Annotated in this window: 26 protein-coding genes; 2 read left to right on the top strand and 24 right to left on the bottom strand. The window is 71.5% G+C overall.

Annotated elements, in window-relative coordinates:
• Nucleotides 1-65 precede the first annotated feature (65 nt).
• Nucleotides 66-617, top strand: a complete 552-nt coding sequence (locus Q0A33_RS02110; RefSeq protein ID WP_291792373.1) for a TspO/MBR family protein — start codon at nucleotides 66-68, stop codon at nucleotides 615-617.
• Nucleotides 618-735: 118 nt separating this feature from the next.
• On the top strand, nucleotides 736-1,833 hold the full coding sequence (locus Q0A33_RS02105) for an EamA family transporter (protein WP_291792370.1): 1,098 nt from the start codon (nucleotides 736-738) through the stop codon (nucleotides 1,831-1,833).
• On the opposite strand, the gene dprA is transcribed toward Q0A33_RS02105, so the two are convergent.
• From dprA to Q0A33_RS01985, 24 genes are all read right to left on the bottom strand, one after another.
• Nucleotides 1,739-2,638, bottom strand: a complete 900-nt coding sequence (gene dprA, locus Q0A33_RS02100) for a DNA-processing protein DprA (protein ID WP_291792405.1) — start codon at nucleotides 2,636-2,638, stop codon at nucleotides 1,739-1,741. The genes Q0A33_RS02105 and dprA overlap by 95 nt on opposite strands.
• A 100-nt stretch (nucleotides 2,639-2,738) precedes the next feature.
• A complete protein-coding gene (locus tag Q0A33_RS02095; RefSeq protein ID WP_291792368.1) occupies nucleotides 2,739-4,496 on the bottom strand; it encodes a YifB family Mg chelatase-like AAA ATPase in 1,758 nt (585 codons plus the stop codon).
• Nucleotides 4,493-4,852: a YraN family protein gene (locus tag Q0A33_RS02090; RefSeq protein WP_291792365.1), complete on the bottom strand. Its 360-nt coding sequence runs from the start codon at nucleotides 4,850-4,852 to the stop codon at nucleotides 4,493-4,495. Before Q0A33_RS02090 ends, Q0A33_RS02095 begins: the two co-directional genes overlap by 4 nt.
• 350 nt (nucleotides 4,853-5,202) lie before the next feature.
• The gene (locus Q0A33_RS02085; protein WP_291792362.1) at nucleotides 5,203-5,520 is read right to left on the bottom strand and encodes a DUF2469 domain-containing protein; all 318 of its coding nucleotides are present in this window, start codon (nucleotides 5,518-5,520) and stop codon (nucleotides 5,203-5,205) included.
• A 68-nt stretch (nucleotides 5,521-5,588) separates the two neighbouring features.
• A complete protein-coding gene (locus tag Q0A33_RS02080; protein WP_291792359.1) occupies nucleotides 5,589-6,353 on the bottom strand; it encodes a ribonuclease HII in 765 nt (254 codons plus the stop codon).
• A 17-nt stretch (nucleotides 6,354-6,370) separates the two neighbouring features.
• Complete coding sequence (lepB, locus tag Q0A33_RS02075) at nucleotides 6,371-7,063, bottom strand: signal peptidase I (RefSeq protein WP_291792356.1); 693 nt, start codon at nucleotides 7,061-7,063, stop codon at nucleotides 6,371-6,373.
• Nucleotides 7,064-7,156: 93 nt separating this feature from the next.
• Nucleotides 7,157-7,720, bottom strand: a complete 564-nt coding sequence (gene lepB / locus Q0A33_RS02070) for a signal peptidase I (RefSeq protein ID WP_291792353.1) — start codon at nucleotides 7,718-7,720, stop codon at nucleotides 7,157-7,159.
• Nucleotides 7,721-7,847: 127 nt separating this feature from the next.
• Complete coding sequence (rplS, locus tag Q0A33_RS02065) at nucleotides 7,848-8,189, bottom strand: 50S ribosomal protein L19 (protein ID WP_291792351.1); 342 nt, start codon at nucleotides 8,187-8,189, stop codon at nucleotides 7,848-7,850.
• A gap of 168 nt (nucleotides 8,190-8,357) precedes the next feature.
• Complete coding sequence (gene trmD / locus Q0A33_RS02060; protein ID WP_291792349.1) at nucleotides 8,358-9,284, bottom strand: tRNA (guanosine(37)-N1)-methyltransferase TrmD; 927 nt, start codon at nucleotides 9,282-9,284, stop codon at nucleotides 8,358-8,360.
• Nucleotides 9,284-9,847 carry a ribosome maturation factor RimM gene (gene rimM, locus Q0A33_RS02055; RefSeq protein ID WP_291792348.1) on the bottom strand — a complete coding sequence of 188 codons (564 nt, stop codon included), beginning with the start codon at nucleotides 9,845-9,847 and terminating at the stop codon, nucleotides 9,284-9,286. The genes trmD and rimM overlap by 1 nt, the downstream gene beginning before the upstream one ends.
• On the bottom strand, nucleotides 9,844-10,353 hold the full coding sequence (rraA, locus tag Q0A33_RS02050; protein ID WP_291792346.1) for a ribonuclease E activity regulator RraA: 510 nt from the start codon (nucleotides 10,351-10,353) through the stop codon (nucleotides 9,844-9,846). The genes rimM and rraA overlap by 4 nt, the downstream gene beginning before the upstream one ends.
• A gap of 332 nt (nucleotides 10,354-10,685) precedes the next feature.
• The gene (locus Q0A33_RS02045) at nucleotides 10,686-10,916 is read right to left on the bottom strand and encodes an RNA-binding protein (protein ID WP_291792344.1); all 231 of its coding nucleotides are present in this window, start codon (nucleotides 10,914-10,916) and stop codon (nucleotides 10,686-10,688) included.
• 1 nt (nucleotide 10,917) lies between these two features.
• On the bottom strand, nucleotides 10,918-11,313 hold the full coding sequence (gene rpsP / locus Q0A33_RS02040) for a 30S ribosomal protein S16 (RefSeq protein ID WP_291792342.1): 396 nt from the start codon (nucleotides 11,311-11,313) through the stop codon (nucleotides 10,918-10,920).
• A 255-nt stretch (nucleotides 11,314-11,568) separates the two neighbouring features.
• Nucleotides 11,569-13,176: a signal recognition particle protein gene (ffh, locus tag Q0A33_RS02035; protein WP_291792340.1), complete on the bottom strand. Its 1,608-nt coding sequence runs from the start codon at nucleotides 13,174-13,176 to the stop codon at nucleotides 11,569-11,571.
• A 156-nt stretch (nucleotides 13,177-13,332) separates the two neighbouring features.
• The gene (locus Q0A33_RS02030) at nucleotides 13,333-14,631 is read right to left on the bottom strand and encodes an ammonium transporter (protein ID WP_291792338.1); all 1,299 of its coding nucleotides are present in this window, start codon (nucleotides 14,629-14,631) and stop codon (nucleotides 13,333-13,335) included.
• Nucleotides 14,632-14,822: 191 nt separating this feature from the next.
• The gene (gene ftsY, locus Q0A33_RS02025; protein WP_291792336.1) at nucleotides 14,823-15,971 is read right to left on the bottom strand and encodes a signal recognition particle-docking protein FtsY; all 1,149 of its coding nucleotides are present in this window, start codon (nucleotides 15,969-15,971) and stop codon (nucleotides 14,823-14,825) included.
• A gap of 136 nt (nucleotides 15,972-16,107) precedes the next feature.
• Complete coding sequence (locus Q0A33_RS02020; RefSeq protein WP_291792334.1) at nucleotides 16,108-16,509, bottom strand: hypothetical protein; 402 nt, start codon at nucleotides 16,507-16,509, stop codon at nucleotides 16,108-16,110.
• A gap of 169 nt (nucleotides 16,510-16,678) precedes the next feature.
• A complete protein-coding gene (locus Q0A33_RS02015) occupies nucleotides 16,679-20,449 on the bottom strand; it encodes an AAA family ATPase (RefSeq protein ID WP_291792332.1) in 3,771 nt (1,256 codons plus the stop codon).
• Nucleotides 20,450-20,574: 125 nt separating this feature from the next.
• Nucleotides 20,575-21,108: a hypothetical protein gene (locus tag Q0A33_RS02010; RefSeq protein WP_291792329.1), complete on the bottom strand. Its 534-nt coding sequence runs from the start codon at nucleotides 21,106-21,108 to the stop codon at nucleotides 20,575-20,577.
• 916 nt (nucleotides 21,109-22,024) lie between these two features.
• Nucleotides 22,025-23,044: a DNA-formamidopyrimidine glycosylase family protein gene (locus tag Q0A33_RS02005; RefSeq protein WP_291792326.1), complete on the bottom strand. Its 1,020-nt coding sequence runs from the start codon at nucleotides 23,042-23,044 to the stop codon at nucleotides 22,025-22,027.
• Nucleotides 23,037-23,636: a ribonuclease III gene (gene rnc / locus Q0A33_RS02000; RefSeq protein WP_363316524.1), complete on the bottom strand. Its 600-nt coding sequence runs from the start codon at nucleotides 23,634-23,636 to the stop codon at nucleotides 23,037-23,039. The genes Q0A33_RS02005 and rnc overlap by 8 nt, the downstream gene beginning before the upstream one ends.
• 128 nt (nucleotides 23,637-23,764) lie before the next feature.
• Nucleotides 23,765-23,968 (bottom strand): 50S ribosomal protein L32, encoded by a 204-nt coding sequence (gene rpmF / locus Q0A33_RS01995; RefSeq protein ID WP_029089958.1) that lies wholly within the window; start codon nucleotides 23,966-23,968, stop codon nucleotides 23,765-23,767.
• Nucleotides 23,969-23,970: 2 nt separating this feature from the next.
• On the bottom strand, nucleotides 23,971-24,492 hold the full coding sequence (locus Q0A33_RS01990; RefSeq protein ID WP_291792317.1) for a DUF177 domain-containing protein: 522 nt from the start codon (nucleotides 24,490-24,492) through the stop codon (nucleotides 23,971-23,973).
• A 160-nt stretch (nucleotides 24,493-24,652) separates the two neighbouring features.
• Nucleotides 24,653-25,059 (bottom strand): pantetheine-phosphate adenylyltransferase (locus Q0A33_RS01985; RefSeq protein WP_291792314.1); only part of this gene is annotated, 407 nt, incomplete at its 5' end.

Below are 25,059 nucleotides of genomic sequence, written 5' to 3'. Positions count from 1 at the left end.
AGGGTGGAGGCACCGCCGGCGCCGCAGACGGACCGGGGCACGCCTCGCGCAGAACGGAACCCGTCATGAGCACTCCTCCTCCCTCCACCCTGCGTGAGCCGCACTCCTCCCGCGTTCCGGCCTCCCGCCAGGCCTTCGTCGCGGTGGGGCTGCTCGTCGTCGTCACGGCGATCGCCGTCCTCGGCTCACTCGCGACGGTGCCGAACGTCCGCGGCTGGTATGCCGAGGCGGAGAAGGTCGCCTGGAATCCGCCCGGGTGGGTCTTCGGCCCGGCGTGGTCGCTTCTGTACCTGATGATCGCCCTGGCCGGCTTCCTCCTCTGGCGCGCAGGCCGCACGCGTGCGCTGCCGCCGGATCACGGACTGCGCACCGCCTACGTCGCACAGCTCGCGCTCAACGTGCTCTGGACACCGGTGTTCGTCGCCGGCTACCCGCTGATCGGCGCCACGGCGTGGTGGATCGCGATGGGCGTGCTCCTCGCGCTCATCATCAGCGTGGCAGTGCTGATTCCCCTCGCCGCGCGGCGGTCGAGGACGAGCGCCGCCCTGCTCGCCCCGTACCTGCTGTGGCTCCTGTTCGCAGCGACGCTCAACGCGGGGATCATCGCGCTCAACTGATGCCGCCCGTCTGCGCGGGTGCCGCCACGACTGCCGGACATACGTCTCTCGGACATGTTGTGGCTGAGCGGAATCCTGCCTACCGTGGGGACATGGCCACCTCCAGAACGGACCGGGGATGACACGCAGCTCCCTGCCCGGCGTGCTCGCGGTCACGCTCACCGCCGTCCTCTGGGGCACCACCGGCACGGCTGCGACCTTCGCCCCGGAGGCCGGCCCCTTGGCCATCGGTGCCGCAGCGCTGGGGATCGGCGGGATCCTCCAGGCCGCGATCGCCGTTCCGGAGCTCCGGCGCAGCCGGGACGCCCTGCGCCCGCGCAGAGGACTCGTCCTGGTGGGCGCACTCGCGGTCTTCGCGTACCCCCTGGCCTTCTACAGCTCGATGCACCTCGCCGGCGTGGCGATCGGCTCCGTGGTCTCCCTCGCCTCGGCGCCGCTGGCCTCCGGCGCGCTCGAGAGGCTCGTGGAGGGGAAGGTGCTGAGCCGGTGGTGGCTGCTCGCGGCCGGCCTCGGCATCACCGGCGGCCTCCTGCTGTGCGTCTCCGCATTCGACGAGCCGACGGGAGATCCGTGGGCCACGCTGTCCGGCACGGCGCTGGGGCTCGTCGCAGGGGCCTCCTACGCCCTCTACTCCTGGGTGACGCACCGGCTCATGTCCACCGGCGTCAGCCGCGCCGCGGCGATGGGGGCGGTGTTCGGCCTCGGCGGCACGCTCCTCCTCCCCGTCCTCCTGCTCACCGGCGCCCCGCTGCTCGTCTCCGCCCCCGCGGCCCTCACGGCCGGATACATGGCGCTGGTGCCGATGTTCCTGGGCTACCTCCTGTTCGGCTACGGGCTCACGCGCATCTCGGCGAGTGCGGCCACCACGATCACGCTCGTCGAACCCGCGGTGGCGGCCGTGCTCGCGGTGCTCATCGTGGGCGAACGCCTCAGCATCGCCGGCTGGGCCGGGCTCGCCGTCGTCTCCGCAGCGCTCCTCGTCCTCGCACTCGCTCCCGCGCACTCCCGGTCCGCCGCGCACTCCCGGTCCGTCGCGCACTCCCGGTCCTCCACACGCTCGAGGTCTTCCGCTCAGCCGCAGTCCCCCGGAGATCCGCAGTCCCCCGCTCAGCCGGAAGATCTCAGCCCGTCCGCTTCGCCCAGCCGTGGGCGGACTTCCCCGCCCGGCCGCGCAGCTCCAGGGAGGCGAGCGCGGACATCGCCTGGGACAGGCTGAGACCCGCTCGCGCCGCAACCGTGGGCACGTCCACACCGCGTCGCCCCGGCAGCGCGGAGAACACCCTCAGCTCCGCCTCCCCGAACTCGTCCGTGAGCCGGAGCTCCGCCTGCTCCTCCTGTGCGATCGCCTCCCCGAGGCTGCCGGCCAGTGCGAGCACGTCCTCGGCGCTCGTCACGAGCACGGCCGCGCCCTCCTGGAGCAGGCGGTGGCAGCCCGCGGACTGATCGGAGAGGACGGACCCCGGCACCGCGCCCACCGGCCGCAGCAGCTCGGCGGCCCGGTGCGCCGTGTTGAGCGCTCCCGAACGGTGCCCGGCAGCGGTGACGACCGTCGCCCTCGAGGATGCCGCGATCAGTCGGTTGCGCAGCAGGAAGCGGTGCCGCATCGCCGTCTGCCCCGGCGCGGTCTCGGACACCAGCGCGCCCCTGACGGCGATCTCCGTGAGCAGCGCCGCGTTGCCACGCGGATAGAGGTTGTCCACGCCTCCGGCCATGAAGGCCACCGTGGCGCCCTGCGCGCCCAGCGCGGTCCGGTGCACGGCCGCGTCCACTCCATAGGCGCCTCCGGAGACGAGGGTGCGGCCCGCCGCGGCGAGATCCCAGCAGAGCCGACGGGTGAGCGTGAGGCCGTAGGAGTCCGCGGCCCGGGCGCCCACGACCGCCACGGCACCGCACAGCGCCTCCGCCAGGCACAGCGGTCCGCGCACCCAGAGCGCCATGGGCGCCTGAGCGCCGAGGTCGTCCAGGACCGCCGGCCATTCCTCCTCGCCCGGCAGCACCAGCCTGCCACCCAGACGCGCCATCACCCGCAGGTCACGGGCACCGTCGAGGGAATCGCCGCGCACTTCCCAGCGCTCCAGCGCGGCCAGGGTGCGCCGCCGCAGCCCCGCCCGTTCCTCGCTGTCACCGCCCCCGGCCTCCGCCACGACCTCGACCGCGCGCCGTCTGTCGGCGGCCGTGCGGCTCAGCGCGAGCACCCGCGCCTCCTCGAAGCCCACCGCCCGGACGAGGACCGCCAGCACCTCGTCGCCGGGTTCGGCCAGACGCACCACGTCTGCGGCCGCGACCCGCTCCGCATCCGTCGTCATCGCTCTCACCCCTCCTGGCTGCGCATGAGCAGCGCCGCCCCAGCTCGTCCGCCCCGGGGCGCGCCGATCCCTGCAGATCCGCGATGGTGGTGGCGACGCGCACCACCCTGTCGAACCCGCGCATCGACAGCGCTCCGGTCTCGAGCGCCCGGTCGAGCATGCGCGTCTCCTGCGCCGTGAAGGCGAAGGCCTTCCGCAGCCACGCGCCCGGAGCACGCGCGTTGGTGCTCCAGGGCTCCTCCGCGTACCTCTCGGCCTGCACCTGCCGCGCTTGCAGGACGCGCGCCCGGACCTCTGCGGAGGACTCGCGCGGCACCGGCGCGTGCACATCCGCGGGAGTGACCGGGAGCATCTCCATCCGGAGGTCGACCCGGTCCAGCAGGGGCCCGGAGAGCCTGCCGCGGTATCTGCGCCGGTCCATCGGGGAGCACCTGCAGTCCGGCCCCTCCCCCGTACCCACGCCGCAGGGGCAGGGATTGGCCGCGAGCACGAGCTGGAACTGCGCCGGCAGCGTCACCGAGCCCCAGGAGCGCGAGATCCGGCACCAGCCGGACTCGAGGGGCTCCCGCAGCGCCTCGAGCACGTCCCGGCTGAATTCCGGGGCCTCGTCCATGAACAGCACGCCGCGGTGGGCCCGGGAGAAGACGCCCACGGCATCCGGGCGGGAGCTGCCCAGCATCGCCGCGGCCGTCGTCCGGTGGTGCGGGGTCTCGAACGGCGGCGTCATGGAGCCTGCGTCCGGGGTGCCGAGCGTGCCCGCGAGCGAACGCAGCGCCATCACCTCCACCGCCTCCTCGGCGTCCAGCGGCGGCAGGATCCCGGGCAGACAGCCGGCCAGCAGCGTCTTCCCCGCGCCCGGCGTCCCGGCCAGCAGCACGTTGTGTCCGCCGGCCGCGGCCACCTCGAGCGCGAACCGGGCGTCGTCCTGCCCCTGCACCTCCGCGAGATCGTGGACGTGCGGCCTGGGAGCCTGCGTGCTCTCACGGGGCCGCACCACCTCCACCGGCTGCGGGCGGATCCCGGAGGCGCCCAGCCCCACGGCGGCATCCGCGAGGCTGGCGACCGGGAGGATCCGCGCGCCCGGCACCTGACGCGCCTCCTGCGCGCATCCCGCCGGCACGACGAACTCACGGAAGCCCGCACGCACCCCGGAGACCACCGTGGGCAGGACGCCGGGCAGCGGCAGCACGCGCCCGTCCAGCCCCAGCTCACCGCAGAACACGATGCCGCGGGTGCGCGCGGGATCCACCACGCCCTCCACACCCAGGATGGCGAGGGCGATGGCCAGGTCGAAGCCCGTGCCGACCTTGCGGACGCTGCCCGGCGACAGCGACACCGTGTAGCGCAGCGTCTGGATGGTCACGCCCATGTTGTGCAGGGCGGCCCGGATGCGCTTGCGCGACTCGCTCACCGCCGCGTCCGGAAGACCCACGATGTCGATGCCGGGGATGCCGGCGTTCGCGCTGGCCTCGACCACCACCGGCGTCCCGTCGAGACCGAACAGTGCGAGCGCCTCCGTCCGGCCGATCCTGAGGGTTCTGCCCGGCTGCGCCTGCACCTCTGCGGCGCTCACGACAGGCTCCGCACGTGGGTGAGCTCCGGCACCTCGTCCGGCGGCCAGACGATGCCGATGACGTCGATGCGGAACCGCGGGATCCACTGCACCTGCGCAGCCAGCCACGCACCGGCCAGGGCGCGCAGGGTCCGTCGCTTGCGCACGCCTATGCTCTCGAGTGGATGCCCTGCTCTCGCACTCGAGCGGGTGCGGACCTCCACGAACACCACCGTGGGGCCCTCCGGGTCCTCCGCGACGATGTCGATCTCCCCGTGTGCGCACCGCCAGTTGCGGGCGAGCACCTGCCACCCGCAGGCCTCGAGGTGGTCCGCGGCGAGGTCCTCGCCTCTTCTTCCCAATGACTGTCTGGACATGCGGCCATCACAGCCGTTCTCCTCCGTCGGCGGAACACACTGCGAGACACTGTGGACAGCGCTGCCGTGTCCACAGGACGAGCGTGCGCACGCCGCAGTGCGCCGGCAGTGGGAGTGTGCCCTCAACTGGACCCGTCGCGTCCGCTGCCCCGGGCATCGCGGAGAGCCCGTGGATCCGCGCCGGCATGGGGCCGGTCATGACACCGCCGCCGCAGCTGAGCGGCGGCGTCGTCGCCCACGCTCGTGCCGCGGCCGTCATCTGCGTCCCTCGGGCGCACGGGCATGCACAGCGGGCGGACGCACCGCTGGATCAGTTGCGGAGCGCAGGGGTCAGCGCCGCAGCTCAGATGTCAGCGCCGCAGCGCGGTGGGAGGCTCGAGGTCCGATTTGGCCAGCTCCTCGATGTTCACGTCCTTGAACGTGAGGACGTGCACGTTGGTGACGAAGCGGGCGGAGCGGAACGTGTCCCACACCCATGCGTCCTTGAGGGTGAGCTCGAAGTAGACGTCCGTGCCCGCCTCGTGCGCTTTGAGGTCCACGGCGTTCGCCAGGTAGAACCTGCGGTCGGTCTCGACCACGTAGGTGAAGAGACCCACCACATCGCGGTACTCCCGGTAGAGCGCCAGCTCCTGATCCGCTTCGTAGTTCTCTAGGTCATCAGCACTCATGCGGTCATCCTAGTTCCTGCGCTCGCACGCGTCCGCGCGCCGCCCCTGGCCCGCACCGCGGCCCGTCGTCAGACGCCCAGGTTCCACGAGGTGCGGTGGTGCGGCGTCACGCCCAGTGCCCGGATCGCCTCGCGGTGCTGCTGCGAACCGTAGCCGGCGTTCCCGGCCCAGCCGTAGCCCGGGAACTCCGCGTCGAGGTCACGCATGCGCGCATCGCGGTTCGTCTTCGCCAGGATGCTGGCCCCGGCGATGGTCGCGATCCTGCCGTCGCCCTTGACGAAGGTGCGCACGGGAGGCACCTCGACGTCCGCCGCCTCGGCGAAGACCGCTGCGGCGTCGAGGGTCAGCGGCGCGGAGAGCCAGTCGTGGCTGCCGTCGAGCAGCACCAGGTCCGCGGGACCGTGGACCGCGAGAGCGGCAAGGGCACGCCTCCCGGCGAGGTTCAGAGCCATCGTGATGCCCACGCGGTCGATCTCCGCAGCCGAGGCGTATGCCACCGCGTGCTGCGGCCGCCAGAGCGCGACCGCCTCGGCGAGCGGGCCTCGGCGTCCGGGCGAGACCTGCTTGGAATCACGGAGACCGGCGGGGATGCCCGCGACCTCCGCCGCGAGGAGCTCCTCAGGCGGCACCCGGATGCCCTCGTCCCGCCCGCTCAGGGCAGAGCCCACGGCATAGCGCACCGCTCCCACGCCCACCGGACCGGCCAGTGATCCCCGGCCCACCTCGTCCATGCCCACGAGTGCCCGCACTCCCTCCGCCGCGCACTCCGCCTCCGTCTCCAGCGTGCGGATGCCCGCCGCGGATCGGATCGCCGCCGCGCCTGGCTTCGCCACTGCGCCTGAGCGAGCCGTCACGGTGCGGGCACCGAGTCGAAGGCGGGCTCGCCGCCGCCCATCCAGGCGAACCTGTCGAGCGGCCAGTTCAGGACGAACACCTCGCCCACCACGGCGGAGGCGGGGACGAAGGCACCGCCCTCGGAGAGCTCGTTGTAGCGCGAGTCGAGCGAGTTGGCGCGGTTGTCGCCCATCACCCAGAAGTGGTCCGCCGGGACCGTGACGGAGAACTCCACGTCCGAGGGCGCGGTGTCCGGATTGATGTAGTCCTCCTCGAGCGGCTCCCCGTTGACGAGGACGCGGCCGTCGGCGTCGCAGCACTCGACGGTGTCGCCGCCCACGCCCACCACCCGCTTGATGAGCTGGTTCCCGGCGTCGGAGGGCTGCAGGCCGAGGAACACGAGCACCGGATTGGGCTCGTACTGGGCGACCAGGCCGGGCGGCAGCCACCCGCCCGGATCGTCGAACACCACCACGTCCCCGCGCTCGATGTCGTTGAAGAAGAGCTGGTTGACCATGACCCGGTCGCCCACCTGCAGAGTGGGCTCCATCGAGGCCGAGGGGATGTGGAAGCTGCGGACCACGAAGGTCTTGAGCAGGTAGGAGGCGAGCAGCGCCACCACGATGATGACGAGGAACTCCCGGACCGAACGCCATACCGATCGTTTGGGCCTGGTCGAGGAACTCGTCGACTTCTCACTGCTGCTCACGGGGCACGAGTCTATCCGTGCCCGGAGCGCTGCGGTCTCAGCTCCCGCCCATGCCGTCCCCCGGCAGCCCGAGCGGCTTCGTCGGAGAGCGCGTCAGCGCACCCCCATGACGGTGCCCACGATCCGCTCCTCCCGCACCATCCCTCCACCGGGCCGGCCGAGGAGATCGCGCGAGTCGAACGAGTCGTCGCGGTTGTCGCCCATGAGCCAGACGCGCCCCGGCGGGACCTCCACCGCGAAGTCCGGGGCCGAGGCCCGGACGGGTTCCGCGGCAGCGGCGTCCACCGGCCGCGCGAGGTAGGGCTCAGGCAGGACCTCCCCGTTGAGGAGGAGGGCGCCGCCCTCGTCGCAGCACTGCACGGTGTCCCCGCCCACGCCGATCACACGTTTGACGAAGTACACGTCGCGGGGGCCGAGCCCGAACCATGCGCCCAGCTGCTCACCCGCGGACGGCGGGAGCGCCCCGATGAAGGAGCCCCGGCCGTCGACCACCACGAGGTCCCCGCGGTCATAGGTCCTGAGGATGCCGTCCGGACGCCACGCCCTGATCGTGTCCCCCGGTGACAGCGTGGGCTCCATGGAGCTGCTGGGCACCGTGAACGGCTGGACGACGAGACCGCGGACGGCGCCGGCGAGGACGAGTGGGACGACGAGCACGCAGACGAGGAGCACCCCCGCCCGGCGACGACCGGACGCACGAAGGCGCGACCCGGGTGAACGGGTCGCGCCTTCGTGTGTGCCGCGTTCCGGCAAAGCTGTCCCTGGCGTGCGGGCCGGGAGGGACTCAGCGCTTCTCGCGGATGCGGGCCGCCTTGCCGCGCAGGTTGCGCAGGTAGTACAGCTTCGCACGGCGGACCGCACCGCGGGTGTTCACCGTGATGGCCTCGACGACGGGCGAGTGCACCGGGAAGGTGCGCTCCACACCCACGCCGAAGCTGATCTTGCGGACCGTGAAGGTCTCACGGACGCCGCTGCCCTGGCGGCGGATGACGACGCCCTTGAACACCTGGATACGCGAGCGGTTGCCCTCGATGACGCGGACGTCGACGGAGACGGTGTCACCGGCGCGGAACTCCGGCACGTCCGACTTGAGCGACTTGGCGTCGAGGAAATCGAGCTTCTGCATAGTGCTTCTCCTGATCGTCCGCCCCGGGGCGATGCGATCTCAGACTCAGCCCCGCGCCTCGGCGCGGGGTGTGATGGATTCGTCCGCCCGGTGGGGCCCGGCAGGGCCGTCCACCGCAGAATGTCCGTTCCCCCAGGGCAGAGGGACACCAGCGAACGCAAGGATCGATTATGCCAGACCTGTGCCGCCGGTTCCACTCGGCGCCCAGGCCTCAGCTCCGGACCCGGCTGCGGCCTCGGGCTCTGCCGCCTCCGCCAGCACCTCCCGGTCGCGGCGGTCGAGCGCCTCCTCCGGCAGAGCCGCGAGCAGATCCGGACGCACCCGTGCCGTCCGGCGCAGGCGCTCGTCCCTGCGCCAGCGCGCCACCCGGCCGTGGTCTCCGCTGAGCAGAACGGGCGGGACCTCGCGCCCGCGCCACTCGGCCGGTTTGGTGTAGACGGGGTACTCGAGCAGGCCGTCCTCGTGGCTCTCCTCGTCCAGGCTCTCCGGATTCCCGATCACGCCGGGCAGCAGCCGTGCGATCGCCTCGACCATCACCATCACCGCGACCTCGCCGCCGTTGAGCACGTAGTCGCCGATGCTCATCATGCGCACCCGCGCCCGCTCGCCCGCCCAGTCGATGACCCGCTGGTCGATGCCCTCGTAGCGGCCGCAGGCGAAGACGAGATGGTCCTCGGCCGCGAGCTCACGCGCGACGGCCTGCGTGAACACCTCCCCGGCGGGGCTGGGGACGATGAGGACGGGGCCCGCGGCCCCAGCAGACGAGCTCCCCTCGGGCATGCAGTCCTCCGGCGCATCACCTGCGGAGGCCTCAGGCTCCGGGACGTCGGAGGACGCCGCGTCCGGTTCCGAGGCAGAGCAGGGGCGCTCGCCGAGGACCGCCTCCAGTGCCTCGCCCCACGGCTCCGGCTTCATCACCATGCCGGCGCCCCCGCCGTAGGGGGTGTCGTCGACGGTGCGGTGGCGGTCGTGCGTCCAGTCGCGCAGATCGTGCACCCGCAGGTCCAGCAGCCCCTTCTCCTGTGCGCGGCCGATGAGGCTCAGCCGCAGCGGGGAGAGGTAGTCCGGGAAGATCGAGACGACGTCGAGGCGCATCAGGCGCTCTCCCCCGGCTCGGCGGCGATGAGACCGGGCGGCGGGGTGAGGAGCACGAGCCCCTCCTCCAGGTCCACCACGGGCACGATCTCCTCGACGAAGGGCACGAGGACCTCCGCACCGGCCGTCGTCTCGACGTGGAGGAGGTCCTGCACCGCCCCCACCGTCAGATCCGTCACACGGCCGATCAGCTCTCCGGCGGCGTAGGGGATCTCCTCGTCCTCGGCGTCCGCGTCGTCCTCCACCGCGTAGTGCACGGCCAGACCCACGAGCTCCTCGACCTGCCAGGCGTCGTCCTCCGCCGCCGCGTCCTCCTCGTCGACGTGAAGCAGGGTGTTGCGGATCTCCTCCGCGCGGGTCCTGTCCGCCACCTCCTCGAAGGTGAGCATGAGGCGCTCCCGGTGCCAGCGCGCGCGGGCGAGCGTGAGCTCACCGATGTCCGGCTCCGTCGTGAAGACGGCACCGGGGACGAAGCGGGCCTCCGGATCGTCCGTGCGGACCTCGACGGTGACCTCCCCGCGGATGCCGTGGGGCTTGCCCGTACGGGCGACGATCTGGCTCATGCCTCTCCTTCTCCTTCCTGCTCCGCTCGTGCTGCGGCGGGGTCGATGACGATGCCGTCCTCGTCCGCCCAGAGGTGGGCACCGGGGGTGATCGCCACCCCGCCGATCTCCACCGGCACGTCCACCGCACCGGCACCGTCCTTGCGGCTCTTGCGCGGGTTGGACCCCATCGCCTTCACGCCGAAGTCCAGCGCGCCGATCTCCGCGCGGTCCCGTACGGCGCCGTGGATGACGGCACCGGCCCATCCGTTCCGCGCCGCCGCGGCCGCGATGTTCCCGCCCATGAGCGCGCTGTCCAGGGCGCCGCCGCCGTCGACCACCAGCACGCAGCCGTGGCCCGGGCGCGCCGCCGCCTCCTTCACCAGCTGGTTGTCGCCCCGGCACAGCACGGTGCGCACGCTGCCCTCGAATCGCACCCGGCCGCCCACGTCCTGGAACTGCACCGCGAGGGAGACGAGGTCCTCGCCCCGTTCGTCCCACAGATCCGATGTCGCCACCCCGGTCATGTCTCCTCCTGCTCCCGTCGACCCGCACGAACCGCGCCCGCCGGGACCCCGACGGGCATCGGCGTCCATTCTCTCCCACTCCGCGCGCTGCGGCTGCGCGGCAGCGCGCCTTTTCCGCCACACGGTCACGGGGCCCGCACCACACCGCACCACCGGGACCGTCCGCTTCGAAGCACAGCACCTCCGCATTCCGCCGCTGCAGCGCGGCGACCCGACGAGGAGGTGCGGGAGCCGGGCCGCAGCGCAGAGCCGTGCCGTTCCGGACGGCGGCGGGCACGCAGAAGGGCCGGTGCGGACAGCTGTCCGCATCGGCCCTTCTGCGTGGGAGGAGGTCAGTCCTCCACGAGATCGACGCGCACCCGCTCACGGCCGGCGAGCGCGCCGACCACGGTCCTCAGTGCCTTGGCCGTACGACCGGCGCGGCCGATCACCCGGCCCAGGTCCTCAGGGTGCACCCGCACCTCGAGCGTCGTGCCGCGGTTCCCGCCACGGGAGCGCACGGACACGTCGTCGGGGTTGTCCACGATCCCGCGGACCAGGTGCTCGAGCGCATCGGAGAGCATGTCAGGCCTCGGCCTCGGCTGCGGCCTCCTCGGCGGGAGCCTCCGCCTTGGCCGGCTTCGCGTTGACCACGGACTTCGCGGCCGGGGCCTGGAAGGCCGCCTTCTCCGCGGCGACCTTGACCGTGTTCACGGCCTCGCCCTCGCCGGTGTGCGCCTGCCAGTCACCGGTGAGCTTGAGCAGCGCCTTGACCTGATCCGTGGGCTGCGCGCCCACGGAGAGCCAGTACCGCGCGCGCTCGGAGTCGATCTCGACGACCGAGGGCTCCTCCGTCGGGTGGTACTTGCCGATCTGCTCGATCGCACGGCCGTCGCGACGGGTGCGGGAGTCGGCGACGACGACGCGGTAGTAGGGTGCACGGATCTTGCCCATGCGGGTGAGACGGATCTTGACTGCCACTTGTGTGGTGTCCCCTTCTGATCTTGGTGTGAGAGCACTCTCCCGCCCGTGGGGACAGGCGGGGTGCATGCTCTGCGCGTATTCGGGAGCAGAGGCTGAGAGGGGTCCTCGTGCGCCCGGGTACAGCGCACAAGTATGCCAGAGAAACGAGCGTGGGAGAAACCGGGCCGGGCGGGACCGAGGTCGGCAACCGGGACCGGTGGCCGAGGCGGCGCATCCGTGCCGGAGCCGGCCTCTCCGCGCCCCTTCCGGTGCTCAGAACCCGCCGAAGCCCTTGGGGAGCTTCGACAGATCGATCTCCTCCTCGCCGAGGTCGATGCCGCCGAACGCCGCACCCTGCTTCTCCGGGAGCCTGCCCTCCCTGCGCAGCTGCGCCTCCTTGGCCTCCTGCGCGCGCTTGGCGGGATTGCCGGACTTGCCTGCGGGCTTCTTCTTGCCCTTCTTGCGCTTGGACGCGCCCCCGGATCCGCCGCCGGGCATGCTCGGCATCGCCGGCATGCCGGGCATCCCTCCGCCCTGACCGCCGCGTCCGCCCATGCCGGGCATCCCCGGCATGCCTGAGCCCCTGCCCATCTGCCGCATCATCTTCTGCGCCTGCGTGAACCGCTCCATGAGCTGATTCACCTGGGTGACGGTGGTGCCGGCGCCCTTGGCGATGCGCGCGCGCCTGGAGCCGTTGAGCAGACGCGGATTGGCGCGCTCGTGCGGGGTCATCGACCTCACGATGGCCTCGACCCGGTCGATCTCGCGCTCGTCGAACGCCTCGAGCTGCTCCTTGTACTGGCTCATGCCCGGCATCATGGTGAGCATCTTCTTGAGAGAGCCCATCTTCTTCAGCGCGGCCATCTGCGTGAGGAAGTCGTTGAGGTCGAAGTCCTCCCCGGACTCCACCTTCTTCGCGAGCTTCTCCGCTTCCTTCTGATCGAAGTTCTTCTCCGCCTGCTCGATGAGCGTGAGGATGTCGCCCATGTCGAGGATGCGGTCGGCCATGCGGTCCGGGTGGAACTGCTCGAAGTCCTTCATGCCCTCGCCCGTGGAGGCGAACATGATGGGCTTGCCGGTGACCTGCGCGACGGACAGCGCCGCGCCGCCGCGGGAGTCGCCGTCCAGCTTGGAGAGGACGACGCCCGTGAAGTCCACGCCCTCGTCGAACGCCTGGGCCGTGGCGACGGCGTCCTGACCGATCATCGCGTCGATGACGAAGAGGATCTCGTCCGGATTCACGGCGTCGCGGATGTCCCGCGCCTGCTGCATGAGCTCCTCGTCGATGCCCAGCCGCCCGGCGGTGTCGACGATGACGACGTCGTGGAGCTTGGACCGCGCCACGTCCATGGCGTCCGTGGCGACCTGCACCGGATCGCCCACGCCGTTGCCGGGTTCCGGAGCGTAGACGAAGGCACCGGCCCGCTCACCGACGATCTGCAGCTGGTTGACGGCGTTGGGCCGCTGCAAGTCCGCCGCCACGAGCATGGGCCGGTGGCCCTCGGACCGCAGCCAGTGCGCGAGCTTGCCGGCGAGCGTCGTCTTGCCCGCGCCCTGGAGACCCGCGAGCATGATGACGGTGGGCGGGCGCTTGGCGAACTCGATCCGGCGGGTCTGCCCGCCCAGGATCTCGACGAGCTCCGCGTTGACGATCTTCACGACCTGCTGGCCCGGGTTGAGCGCCTGCGAGACCTCGGCGGAGAGAGCGCGCTCGCGCACCCGCCCGGTGAACGCCTTCACGACGGGCAGCGCGACATCCGCGTCCAGGAGAGCACGGCGGATCTCGCGGATGGTCTGGTCGACGTCGGCCTCGGTCAGGCGGCCCTTGCCGCGCAGGTTCTTGAAGGTCGTCGTCAGCCGGTCGGACAGTGAGTTGAACACAGCTCTCCTCGGGTTCTCGGGGGCAGCCCCGTGGGGTCAGCACACCAGGGTACCAACCCGTCCCGCGCTCCACCCACAGGCCGGTTCGCACACGGACCGGCCCCGGCACCCGTGAGGGGCCGAGACCGGTCCTGGTCGTCGCACGAGCCTGCCGGCTCAGCTCTTCGCGGCGCCCACGCCGCCGGTGCGACCGGCAGGCGAGCCGTTCGCGGCGGCGTGCTCAGGGGAGTATGCGAACTCGTTGTGCTGGGCGAAGTCCACGCCCGCCTCCTCGACCTCCGCGCTCACCCGGAAGCCGATCGTCTTGTGGATGGCGAAGCCGATGACGCCGGTGACCACCGCGGTGAAGAGGATGGAGAAGACCGCTGCGACGATCTGCGAGACCATCTGTCCCCCGCCTCCGCCGTAGAACAGACCGCCGGCGAGCTCCTCCGTCGGGAGGGTGAAGAAGCCGAGCGCGAGGGTGCCCCAGAGGCCGGCGACCAGGTGCACGCCCACCACGTCGAGTGCGTCGTCGTAGCCGAGCCTGTACTTCAGCCCCACCGCGAGGGAGGCCAGCACACCGGCGATGAGTCCGATCGCGACGGCGCCGAGCGGTGAGACGTTGGCGCAGGCCGGGGTGATGGCGACGAGACCTGAGACGATGCCGGAGACCGCACCGACGGAGGTGCCCCGCTTGTCCCGGAGCCCTTCCACCAGGAGCCAGCCCAGGAGCGCCGCACCCGGGGCGACGATCGTGTTGACGACGATGAGGCCCACCTCGGCGACCTCCGTGGCCGCTCCCGCGTTGAAGCCGAACCAGCCGAACCAGAGGATCGCGGCACCCACCATCATGAGGGGCACGGAGTGCGGCTTGTGGGGCTCCGGGGTGCGGCCGAAGCTCTTGCGGCGGCCGAGGATGAGCACGAGGACGAGGGCCGCGACACCTGCGTTGATGTGGACGACCGTGCCGCCGGCGTAGTCGAGCGCCTCACCGAACACGGAGCCGAGCGCGCCGTCCGCGGAGAGCAGTCCCCCGCCCCACACCATGTAGGCCATGGGGCAGTACACGAGCGTCACCCAGAGGACCGTGAAGAGGATCCAGCTGCTGAACTTGGCACGGTCCGCGATCGCACCGGAGATCAGCGCGACGGTGATGATCGCGAAGGTGGAGCCGAAGCCCACGTCCACGAGCTCGGCGGACTCCGTGAGGCCGCTGAGGCCGAAGTGGGCGAACGGGTTCCCGAACATCTCGAGGAAGCCCTCCCCACCGATCATCGAGTAGCCCCAGAGCACCCAGACGACCGCCGCGGTGGCGATCGCCACGAAGCTCATGAGCATCATGTTCACGGCTGAGTTCATCTTGGACATGCCGCCGTAGAAGAACGCCACCCCGGGCGTCATGAACAGCACGAGGGCCGTCGCGGCCACCACCCAGAAGGGCGTCACCACACTGAGTACATCTTCGATCGTCATCGTCGCCTGCCTTCGGTTCTGCCTCTGCGATCCGGCACACCGGGAACGGCGTGTGCAGCGCCGCGAGTGCGGACCGCGGGAGCGTCGCTCCCGGGACCGAGTATTCCGAAGCAGTGTTTCCGATCACGTTCGTGACTGTGACAGGCGTGTTACCGGAGCAGCCGGTGTGTGAACGGCATGTGACAGACCCCTCAGCCGGCGAGGATCGCGTCGACGAACCCCTCCGCGTCGAAGGGGGCGAGATCGTCAGCGCCCTCGCCCAGCCCGATGAGCTTGACCGGCACGCCGAGCTCACGCTGCACGGCCACCACGATCCCGCCCTTGGCGGTGCCGTCCAGCTTCGTGAGCACGATGCCGGTGATCTGCACGGCCTCGGAGAACACCTTGGCCTGCTGCATGCCGTTCTGCCCGGTGGTCGCGTCGAGGACCAGGAGCACCTCGTCGATGTCACGGCCCTCCGGCAGGGGGCGCGCGGAGACCCGGCGGACCTTGCCGAGCTCGTCCATGAGCCCCTTCTTGTTCTGCAGGCGACCGGCGGTGTCGACGAGCACCACGTCGGTCCCCTCCTGCACGCCGCGCTCCACCGCCGAATACGCCACCGCGGCGGGGTCCGTGCCCTCGTCCCGGCGCACCGTCTCCACGCCCACGCGCGCACCCCAGGTGCTCAGCTGCTCCGCAGCCGCGGCGCGGAAGGTGTCCGCCGCCCCCAGCAGCACGGTCCGGTCCTCCGCGACCAGCACGCGGGCGATCTTGCCCACCGTGGTCGTCTTGCCCGCACCGTTGACTCCCACCACGAGCACCACGCGCGGCTTGTCCCCCGGAGCCTCGGCCGCGACCGCGAGGGCCCTGTCCATGGTGGGATCCACCAGCCGGATGAGCTCCTCGCGCAGCAGCTGCCGCACGGTCTCGGGCTCGCGGGTGCCCAGCACGCGCACGCGCTCCCGCAGCGCATCCACGATCTCCGTGGTGGGCTCCACGCCCAGGTCCGCCATGATGAGGAGGTCCTCGATCTCCTCCCAGGTCTCCTCGTCCAGCGTGTCCCGCGAGAGGAGGGCGAGCAGGCCGCGCCCGAGGCTGGTGTTCGACTTCGCGAGCCGGTCGCGCAGCCGGGCCAGCCGTCCGGTCGGTTCCGTGGGAGTCTCCAGAACGGGGGCGGAGTCCTCCTCCACAGGCGCCTCGCCGGGCTCCTCCTGCTCCGTCACGGAGGTGCCGGCGGCACGGTCTCCGGGGCTCACCTCGGGGGCGGTGTCCTTCCGCCTGCGCGAGGGTGCGAGCAGGAGCAGCCCGCCCGCCACGAGGAGGAGGACGACCAGCCCGATCACGACGTACGTGGGTTCCACTTTTCACGCTCCTGAATGCGTCAGCCGCGGCGGGCGCGGCCGGGATGTGCGGGTGTGCTCTGTGCGGATGCGGTCGGTGCGATCAGCGCCGGCCCGGACGTCTGCGCCCCGCACGGCCGGCGCCGCGGCGGCCCGGTCAGCGGGTGCCGCGCCCGAACAGCAGACTGAAGGCGGTGCGCGGTCCCGTCCCCGTCTCCGGCACGCGCCAGTGCCGGGTGCGCGGACGGAAGGTCAGGAGGGCCGGTGCGGCGTGGCGGCACGGCTGCGGGCGGAGTGCGTAGGAGTGCTCGCGCATGGCCGTGACCGCAGCCTGTTCGCGCGTGGCCAGGACAGCGGTCTCGTCGTCGCCGAAGTAGCCGTGGACCTCGTCCTCGTATCCCGTCCACTGGGAGGGCAGGCGGAAGCGGTCGCGCTCCATGCTGTGGATGCGCCCCTCGCGCTGCAGCCCCGGCAGGGCGACGAGGAGGACGATGACGAGGCCGATCGCCACACAGACGGCGAGGCCGATCACCACGAAGAGGAAGCCGGCCCCCGTCATCGGCAGACGGCTCTCTCACTGCGGGCGGTCATACTCTGCGGGCTCCTCGGGTGCGGTCTCTCACATGGCGTGCATGTGCGCGTCTCGTGCGGCGGGCTCGCCGGCGAACCCCTGCTGCGGCTTCTGCAAGTGTATATCGACCCGCATCAACGGACCTTTCAGTCCGCGCTCAGGTGACACGAGTCTCAGCGGACTCGGAGGCCGGAGGGTTCGCGAGGCGCTGGGAGATGACCTGCGAGACTCCGTCCCCGTGCATGGAGACGCCGTAGAGCGCGTCAGCGACCTCCATCGTCCGCTTCTGATGGGTGATGACGATGAGCTGACTGGACTCCTGGAGCTCCCGGAAGATCGTGAGCAGGCGGGAGAGGTTCGCGTCGTCCAGCGCCGCCTCGACCTCGTCCATGACGTAGAACGGGCTCGGGCGCGCCTTGAAGATCGCCACCAGCATCGCGATGGCCACCAGCGAGCGCTCCCCGCCGGAGAGGAGCGAGAGGCGCTTGACCCGCTTGCCCGCCGGCCGCGCCGTGACCTCGACGCCGGTGGTGAGCATGTCGTCCGGGTCCGTGAGCACCAGGCGGCCCTCGCCGCCGGGGAACACGCGGGCGAAGATGTCCTCGAACTCCCGCTGCGTGTCCGTGAAGGCCGCCTCGAAGACCTCCTGCACGTGCCGGTCCACCTCCGCCACGAGGCCGAGGAGGTCCGCGCGGGTCCGCTCGATGTCCGTGATCTGCTTCTCCAGGTAGTCGTGCCGCTCCTGCAGCGCCGCGAACTCCTCGAGCGCCAGCGGATTCACCTGGCCGATGGACGCCAGCTCCTTCTTCGCCCGCTTCCGCTCCCGCTCCACCTCCGCCCGGACGTAGTGGCGCGTCTCCGGGGCGGACTCCGCCTCCGGGCCGTCCTCGGGTTCCGGGACGGATTCGGCCTCCGGATCGGGTTCCGGGGCAGGTTCGGCCTTCGGACCTGGTTCTGCCTCCGGACCGGATTCGGCCCGAGGACGCCTGCGAGCGTCCTGCTTCGCCGCCGGGTCCTCACCGGAGTCGAGGACGGGCACCGGCAGATGCGGCCCGAACTGCTCCACGAGGTTCTCCGCGCTCAGGCCGGTCTCCTCCTCGGCACGCCGCGTGAGCTCGTCGAGCTGCAGCTGGAAACGTTCGCGCGCAAGCTGTGCCTCGTGCTCCGCGCTCGTGGCCTCCGTGAGGCGCGCATCGAGTTCCCTGCGCGCCTCACGCAGCTCACTCACCGCGGACTCGAGGCGCACCCGCTCCTCGGCGCGGGCGGTGAGCGCGGCCTCGGCCTCGGCCTGCCAGGCGCTCACCCGCTCCGCCAGGGCGAGGGCCACCCGTTCGATCTGCGCGCAGGACTCCGCCTGGCGCCTCCGCGCCTCCGCCACCCGCGCGGCCTGCTGACGCGCCCTCTCCTCCTGGTCGGCCTGCTTGTGCAGCGCGCGGGCACGGTCCCGGAGGAACGCCACACGGTCGTCCGCCGCGCGCAGGCCCACGCGGAGGTCCACGCTGCGTTCACCCAGCTGGGTCCGCGATTCCGCGAGGGCGTCGCGTGCCGTGGAATCCGGTTCGTCCGGCACCGCGTCCTGGGCGTCCGCCTCGAGGCTGCCGCGGGCGTCTGCCAGCTCCTGCGCGGCGTGCTCCCGGCGCCGGCGGGCATCCGCCAGCCCGGACGCGGCGTTCGCGGACGCCTCCCTGAGGCGTTCGAGCTCGCCCGCCGCCCGGGCGAGCTCCTCCCCCGCCGCGACGATGCCGGCGTCCGATTCGTGCAGGGCGCTCAGGGCCGCCTCCTCCGCGGCCCGGGCGTCTGCGAGCGGAGCGTCCAGGCGGATGAGCTCCGCATCGAGCTCGCGGAGGCGGTCCTCCGCCGCCCGCAGCTGCGACTCGGTCTCCTCGAGCGCCGCCCGCGCCGCGATCCGCCCGGCCTCGGACGAGCCGACGCGCGCGGCGTGCCCCGCGGCGAGCACGGAACCGTCGAGGAGGACCAGGGTCTCCTCCGGATGCTGCCGCAGACGGCTCAACGCCGCCTCCCGGGAACCGGCGATCCGCACGTGCGCCAGCGCGTCCGCCAGGGTGACGGCAAGACCGGCGGGCACCTGCTCGTCCGGCTGCAGCGTGCAGACAGCGGCGGCGGGAACGGTCTGGTGGGCGGCAGGGGCCTCACCGGTATCGGCGACCTCAGCCGCGATCCTCGCCTCGGCGGCCTCGGCGGCGGTGCTCGCCTCGGCGGCGGCCGAAGGGTGCACGACGTCCACGAGTCCGCGCTCGCCCACATGGTCGAGCACCGCGAGGGCGCTGTCCCTGTCCGCCGCGACGACGGCGCCCGCGACGGTGCCGAGCGCGGCGGTCACGGCGAGCTCGCACCCGGCCGCGATGCGGAGGCTGTCGGAGAGGGCTCCGCGCAGGCCCGGGATCCCGGCCTCCAGCAGCTCCGCGACATCCGCCGTGAGCCTGCTGTTCGCCCGCTGCCCCTCCGCCCGCGCCTGCAGCTCCGTCCGCGCGGCCCGGACCCGGGCCCGCTCCTCCGCGAGCGCACTGCGTTCGCCCTCCAGCCTGGCGGCCTCGGCGGCGGCCTCCTCGTGCGCGGCGTCGAGTGCGCCCTCTCCCTCCTCGCAGTCCGCGAGCCGCGCCTGCGCCGCAGCGACCTGGGCCTCCGCGGCGGCGATCCGCTCCGCAGATCCGTCCGCCTGCTCCTCCAGCGCCGCGATCGCCTGCTCGGCGTGGGCGAGGCTGCGCTGGGCGACCTCCACGGCGGATTCGAGCCCGGCCCGGCGGCGCAGCTGGGCGGCGATGCGCGCCCGCTCCTCGCCGAGCGCCCTCTCCGCGGCGGCGAACTCCGCCTCGACCCGCTCCTTCTCCCGGGTGAGCTCCTCGAGCGCCGCGCGGCGGGACTGCGCCTCCTGCTCGGCTTCCTCGTGCTCGGCGAGGAAGTGCTCGGCACGCTGGCGCAGCGCCTCCGGGGACTCTCCGGCCGGCCGCTGCTGTTCTGCGGCGCTTCGCAGCAGGCGCACACGGTCCGCCGCACGCTGAGCCGCCGAGGCCGCACGCTGGTACTGTCCGGCGATGACGGTGCGGCGGCTGTGCACGGCCTCGGTCCCGCGGTCGAACTCGCGGCGACGCTCCTCGGCTTCGGCGATGCGGACGTCGATCTGCCGCAGCTCCTCCTCCAGCACGCGACGGCGCTGTGCCGGGTCCTCGGCCGGCTGTGCGGCGGTGACGCGCGCCTGCGCCTGGACGATGTCATCTGCCAGGAGCCGAGCGGTGGCATCACGGAGGACGGCCTGGACCACCTGCGCCCGGCGCGCCGCCCTGGCCTGGCGCCCCAGCGGACCCAGCTGCCGGGCGAGCTCCGCACGGAGGTCCGAGACGCGGTCGAGGTTGGTCTGCAGGCCGGAGAGCTTGCGGAGCGCCTTCTCCTTGCGCTTGCGGTGCTTGAGGACGCCGGCGGCCTCCTCGATGAAGCCACGCCGCTCGAACGGATCCGCGTGGAGGATCGCATCGAGGCGGCCCTGGCCGACGATGACGTGCATCTCCTTCCCCAGCCCGGAGTCGGAGAGGAGCTCCTGGATGTCCAGCAGCCGGGCGGGTTCGCCGTTGACCCGGTACTCGCTGCCGCCGGAGCGGAACAGCGTGCGGGAGATCGTCACCTCGGTGTAGTCGATGGGCAGGGCACCGTCGCTGTTGTCGATCGTGAGCGCGACCTCGGCCCGGCCCAGCGCCTGCCGCTTGGCAGTGCCGGCGAAGATCACGTCCTCCATCTTCCCGCCGCGCAGGTTCTTCGCGCCCTGCTCGCCCATCACCCATGCCAGAGCGTCCACCACATTGGACTTCCCGGACCCGTTGGGGCCCACCACACACGTGATCCCGGGTTCGAGCTCCAGCTTCGTCGCGGAGGCGAACGACTTGAAGCCGCGGAGGGTGAGGGTCTTGAGATGCATGGTGGCTACGATCCTAGCGGGCGGGGCCGCAGTCCCACCGGAACGTTTCGCACGTTTCAACCCTGTGCACACGCGTGGTCATATGCACACCGTCAAAGAGTGCGAAACGTCGAGGCGGATCTGCGTCACAGGACCCCGGCCTCCCGCAGCAGCATCCCTGCTCTCTCCGGTTGTATGAGGTCCCTCCAGGTGAGACGCACCACCCCGAATCCCAGACGGCGGATCCGGTCCTCCCGCTGCTTCTCCCGGAAGAGCGGATTGCCGCGGTCACCGCCCGGCACGCCGGCAACTGCCGTCCGGTACTTCAGTGCGCCGTCGACCTCTGCGACCACCGGCTCCCCGCGCCGCGTCCGCAGGAGGAAGTCCACGCGCCCCACCAGGCCCTCGTCATCGACGAGAGACACCTGCTGCCGCACCTCGGTCACACCCCACAGGTGGAGACAGTAGAGGGCCAGGGACTCTGCGGGGCTCTCCGCCAGGCCGGTGGCTACTGCGAGCGCCGCTCGGGCCCGCCCCGCCCCGGGCCTGTGGGACAGCTCTTCGAGCCCGGCCCAGTACACCTCTCTGCGCATTGCGCGCACGGCTTCATCACCATCCGGACAGTACTCCGCACTGAGGAACCAGTCCGCCGCCACCACTCCGTCGGCGAGAGTGCCCAATCGGGCAAGATCAGCACACGTCCGTTCCGGCGAGGTCACCGGTATCCCGTTCCACACCGTGACTGCGAGCATGCTCGGAGCACCGCTGCGCCGCACTCTCCACCGCGAGCTGTGCGGCCTCCGCGGCGACCACATCTCCACCCGCACCTCCTGACCGGGCAGTCCTGCCGAGAGACCGTGCGGAGCCGCCGAGGAACGGCTGCCCCCTGACGAAAGCGTGCGGCTTCCGCGGGAAGAGGCCCTCCCCTGAACATGTGGGAGCGGTGAAGCAGAGCGAAGCGGCGGTTTCGGGCGGCGGCTCCCTCTGAAGGCACGAGCTGCGCCGATCAGGGGAACACCGTGGATCATTGCGGCAGAGATCCCGCCATAGACATCCGGTTCCTCACGGTGGGCGTACACGGAGAGCACCGCCCTGTGCTCGGCGCGGCGGATCTCCCTCCGCGAACGGGCGTGTACCGCAGCACTGCCGGGTGCAGCGCCGCCGGCTGTATGCGCCGCGCGAAGCTCCAGAAACGCAGAGTCGTCGACGAACCGATGCAGCTCGACATGACGTTCGCAGCCGACCGCGATCATGTAGATGCCTCTGCTGAGCCTCACCACGCAGCAGCGGAGTGCAGCGGTCAGTATCACGGACGCAATGCCCTCAGAACGTGCGGCGAGGGAGGTGAATGTGTTGAACATGAGAACCACACTGCACCCACCCGTTGCACGGCTTCAGGCCCGCGCGGATCCTGCGGACAGCGGCTGCAGGCACCCACAGCAGGATGTGCGCACGGCCCGACGCTGGTCCACAGCCGGATGCGCGCAGCCCGGCGGCCTCTACCACCACACAGTGCGCACCTTTTGACGCTGTACGCATGACCACGCATGCGCACAGCGTCAAAAGGTGCGAAAGGTGGGGGAAATTTGCCCGCCCTCAGCGCTGCGGAGACTGGCAGGTGCGGCAGAAGTGGGTGCTCCGGCCACCCACCACGATGCGGGAGATCGACGCACCCGCGCACTGCAGGCACTCTTCCCCCGTACGCCCGTAGACGCGCAGTGCCCGGGAGAAGTACCCCGACTCGCCGTTCACGTGGACGTAGAGCGCATCGAAGCTGGTGCCGCCGGCCTCCAGCGCCTCCCCCATGACGACACGAGCCTCCTCCAGGACGCGGCGGAGGCGGGAGATGCGCATCCGCGCGGGGACGGCGAGAGGATGCACGCCGGCGCGATGGAGGGCCTCGTCCGCATAGATGTTGCCCACGCCGCTCACCACGGTCTGGTTCATGAGCACGCTCTTCACCGCGGACCGCGAGCGCTGCATGCGCCGGGCCGCCGCCTCCGCGTCCCAGTGCGGATCGAGCGGATCGCGGGCGATGTGCGCGATCGAGGCAGGCACCAGATCAGGTCCGTCGGGCACGAGCGCATCCGCGCCGAGATGACCAAAGATCCGCTGGTCGAGGAACCGCAGCTGGAACCCAGCCGCAGGACTCTCCGCAGGCGCAGAGCGGGCGGCGTGCCCTGTCTCTGCACCGGATCCCAGTTCAGGCATACCCGCCGCGGCCGGACCGGCTGCGACTGCTTCTGCGGGCGCCGGCTCCAAGTCCAGCACCGCACGCGTATGGCGGTGCAGGGGGTCGTCCGGTGTGTGGATGCGCAGCTGCCCGCTCATGCCCAGGTGCAGGGAGAGCGCACGCAGCTCGCCCGCGGATCCTCCCGCCGAGGCCGCGGAGGAGGCGAACGGCACCCAGAGGAACTTGCCGCGCCGCATGGGAGCGGCGAGAACCGCCCCGTCCAGCTCCGCGGCAAGCACGGGCACGGCCTCGGGAGGGATCGCACGCTGCGAGGTGGTGCCGAGGATGCGGCGGTCGAGCACCGTGAGGCCGCGGACCGCCGCGCCCGTGATGTGGTCCTCCAGGCCGCGGCGGACGGATTCGACCTCCGGCAGCTCAGGCACGCCGGGTGTAGCCGGGGTGCGCGGCGGAGATCGCGTGCATGGCGGCCTCCGCGGCAGCGGCCTCCGCAGCCTTCTTGGAGGTGCCCGTGCCCGCGGCCCACTCGCGCTCGCCGGTGACGGCGACGGCGGTAAAGACCCGGGCATGGTCTGGCCCGGAGCCGCTGATCCGATAGCTGACCGCGCCGAGCGACAGGTCCGAGGCGGCTTCCTGCAGCGTGGTCTTGTAATCCATGCCCGCGCCGAGCTCCACCGCCTCGGTCAGCATGGGGTCGATGAAGCGGTGGACGAGCGCGAAGGCCTCCTCCCGCCCGCAGCTCACATAGCAGGCACCGATGAGGGCCTCGACGGTGTCCGCGAGGATCGAGTCCTTGTCCCGCCCGCCGGTGAGGGATTCGCCCTTGCCGAGCAGGATCTCTCCGCCGACGTCGTAGCGGCGCGCCACGGCGGCAAGAGCGCGCGTGTTGACCACGGCGGCGCGCATCTTCGCCAGTCGTCCCTCCGGCAGATCCGGGTTGTCGAAGTACAGCGACTCCGTGGAGACGAGCTGCAGCACCGAGTCGCCCAGGAACTCCAGGCGCTCGTTGGTGGGCACCCCGCCGTGCTCGAAGGAGTACGAACGATGCGTGAGGCAAGACGAAGCGTCTCGGGGTCAATGCTGACCCCGAGACGCTCGTTGAGGTGTGAGAACCCCTGCTCCGTCATGTCTGCAGACCTGACGGATCAGGCGTCGGCGACCTTGCGGCCCTTGTACTCAAGGAACAGCGGGGTGCCGGCGGAATCCTCCACGACCTTCGCCTGGTGCGGGCGCGAGTACACGACGCGGCCGTTCTCGACAGTCTTGACGAGCGTCGGAGCGCTTGCCTTCCATGCCGAGCGACGGTGACGGGTGTTGCTGCGCGACTTCTTGCGCTTGGGAACTGCCACGATCAGCTCTCCTTCTCTTGGTTCAGAACACTCTTGAGTGCCGCCCACCGAGGGTCGTCCTCGGGTTCGCCTGGGTCGATGTCCTCGCCCAGCGTGTAGCTGAACTCTCCCTCGTCGTCGTCCTTGAGGGGACGGAACGGAAGAGACATCACCACAGCGTCTCGGACGGCGGGCTCGAGGTCCAGCATGTCACCTTGCATGACATACGTTTCCTCGTCCTGCGGGTCCGCCTCGTAGGCGAAGAGCTCCTCGATCGACACCTCGACGGGGATCTCCACGTCCTCGAGCGTCCGGACGTCCTGCCCCTTCGCCGTGCCGAACACGGTTCCGGAGACGTAGATGCCCTCCGCGACGCTCTCAAGCCGGAGGTCGAGCTGCATCTGCGAGCCTTCCGGCACGCCGATCACCTCGATCCGCAGGTCCTCAGGTGCTCTGACGCTCAGAGAGACATCCTCCCAGCGACCGGGAGTTGCGGCGAGGCCCAGCTTGCGGGTGTCGAGAACGAGTTCCGACGCCTTCTTCACTGCACACCTCCGCAGACGTTCTCAGGACGATTCCAGTGCACCTAAGCGATGACACGCAAGGAGAGAGTCTACAGCCGAATGTCCCGCGGGCGAAATCAGCGCCGGGCACGTGCGCAACGGCACCCGAGGCCGGTGGGGCCGCCTCGCGCCGGCCCCGCTCTCAGCCCCGCAGCGCGTTGAGCGCGGCGAGGACGCCGTCCGGCACGAGACCGGAGACGTCGCCGCCGAGGCCGTGCACCTCGCGCACGAGCGAGGAGGAGACGTGCTCATAGGCGGGGTCGCCCGGGATGAAGACCGTCTCGAGTTCCGTGAGGTGGCGGTTCATGAGGGCCATCGGCAGCTCGTAGGCGAAGTCGGTGCCGCTGCGCAGGCCCTTGAGCACCGCGGCGGCGCCGATCCGCTCGCAGTAGTCGACCAGCAGGCCGCCCGGGCGTCCCCCCGTCCCTCGTGCCGGGAGGGGCCGGTGACTGCGGCCCTTCGCACGCTCGTCGGCTACGCGGTGGCCGCTGCCCTGGCCCTTGCCCACCGCGGCGGCGCGTACTTCGCCTACGAGCTGCCGATGGCCCT

Origin of the sequence: Brevibacterium sp. (genome assembly GCF_022712115.1) — a bacterium.
Lineage (GTDB): Bacteria > Actinomycetota > Actinomycetes > Actinomycetales > Brevibacteriaceae > Brevibacterium > Brevibacterium salitolerans.
Note: the sequence above shows the minus strand (reverse complement) of the source record. Positions and strands in the feature narration are given on the sequence as shown.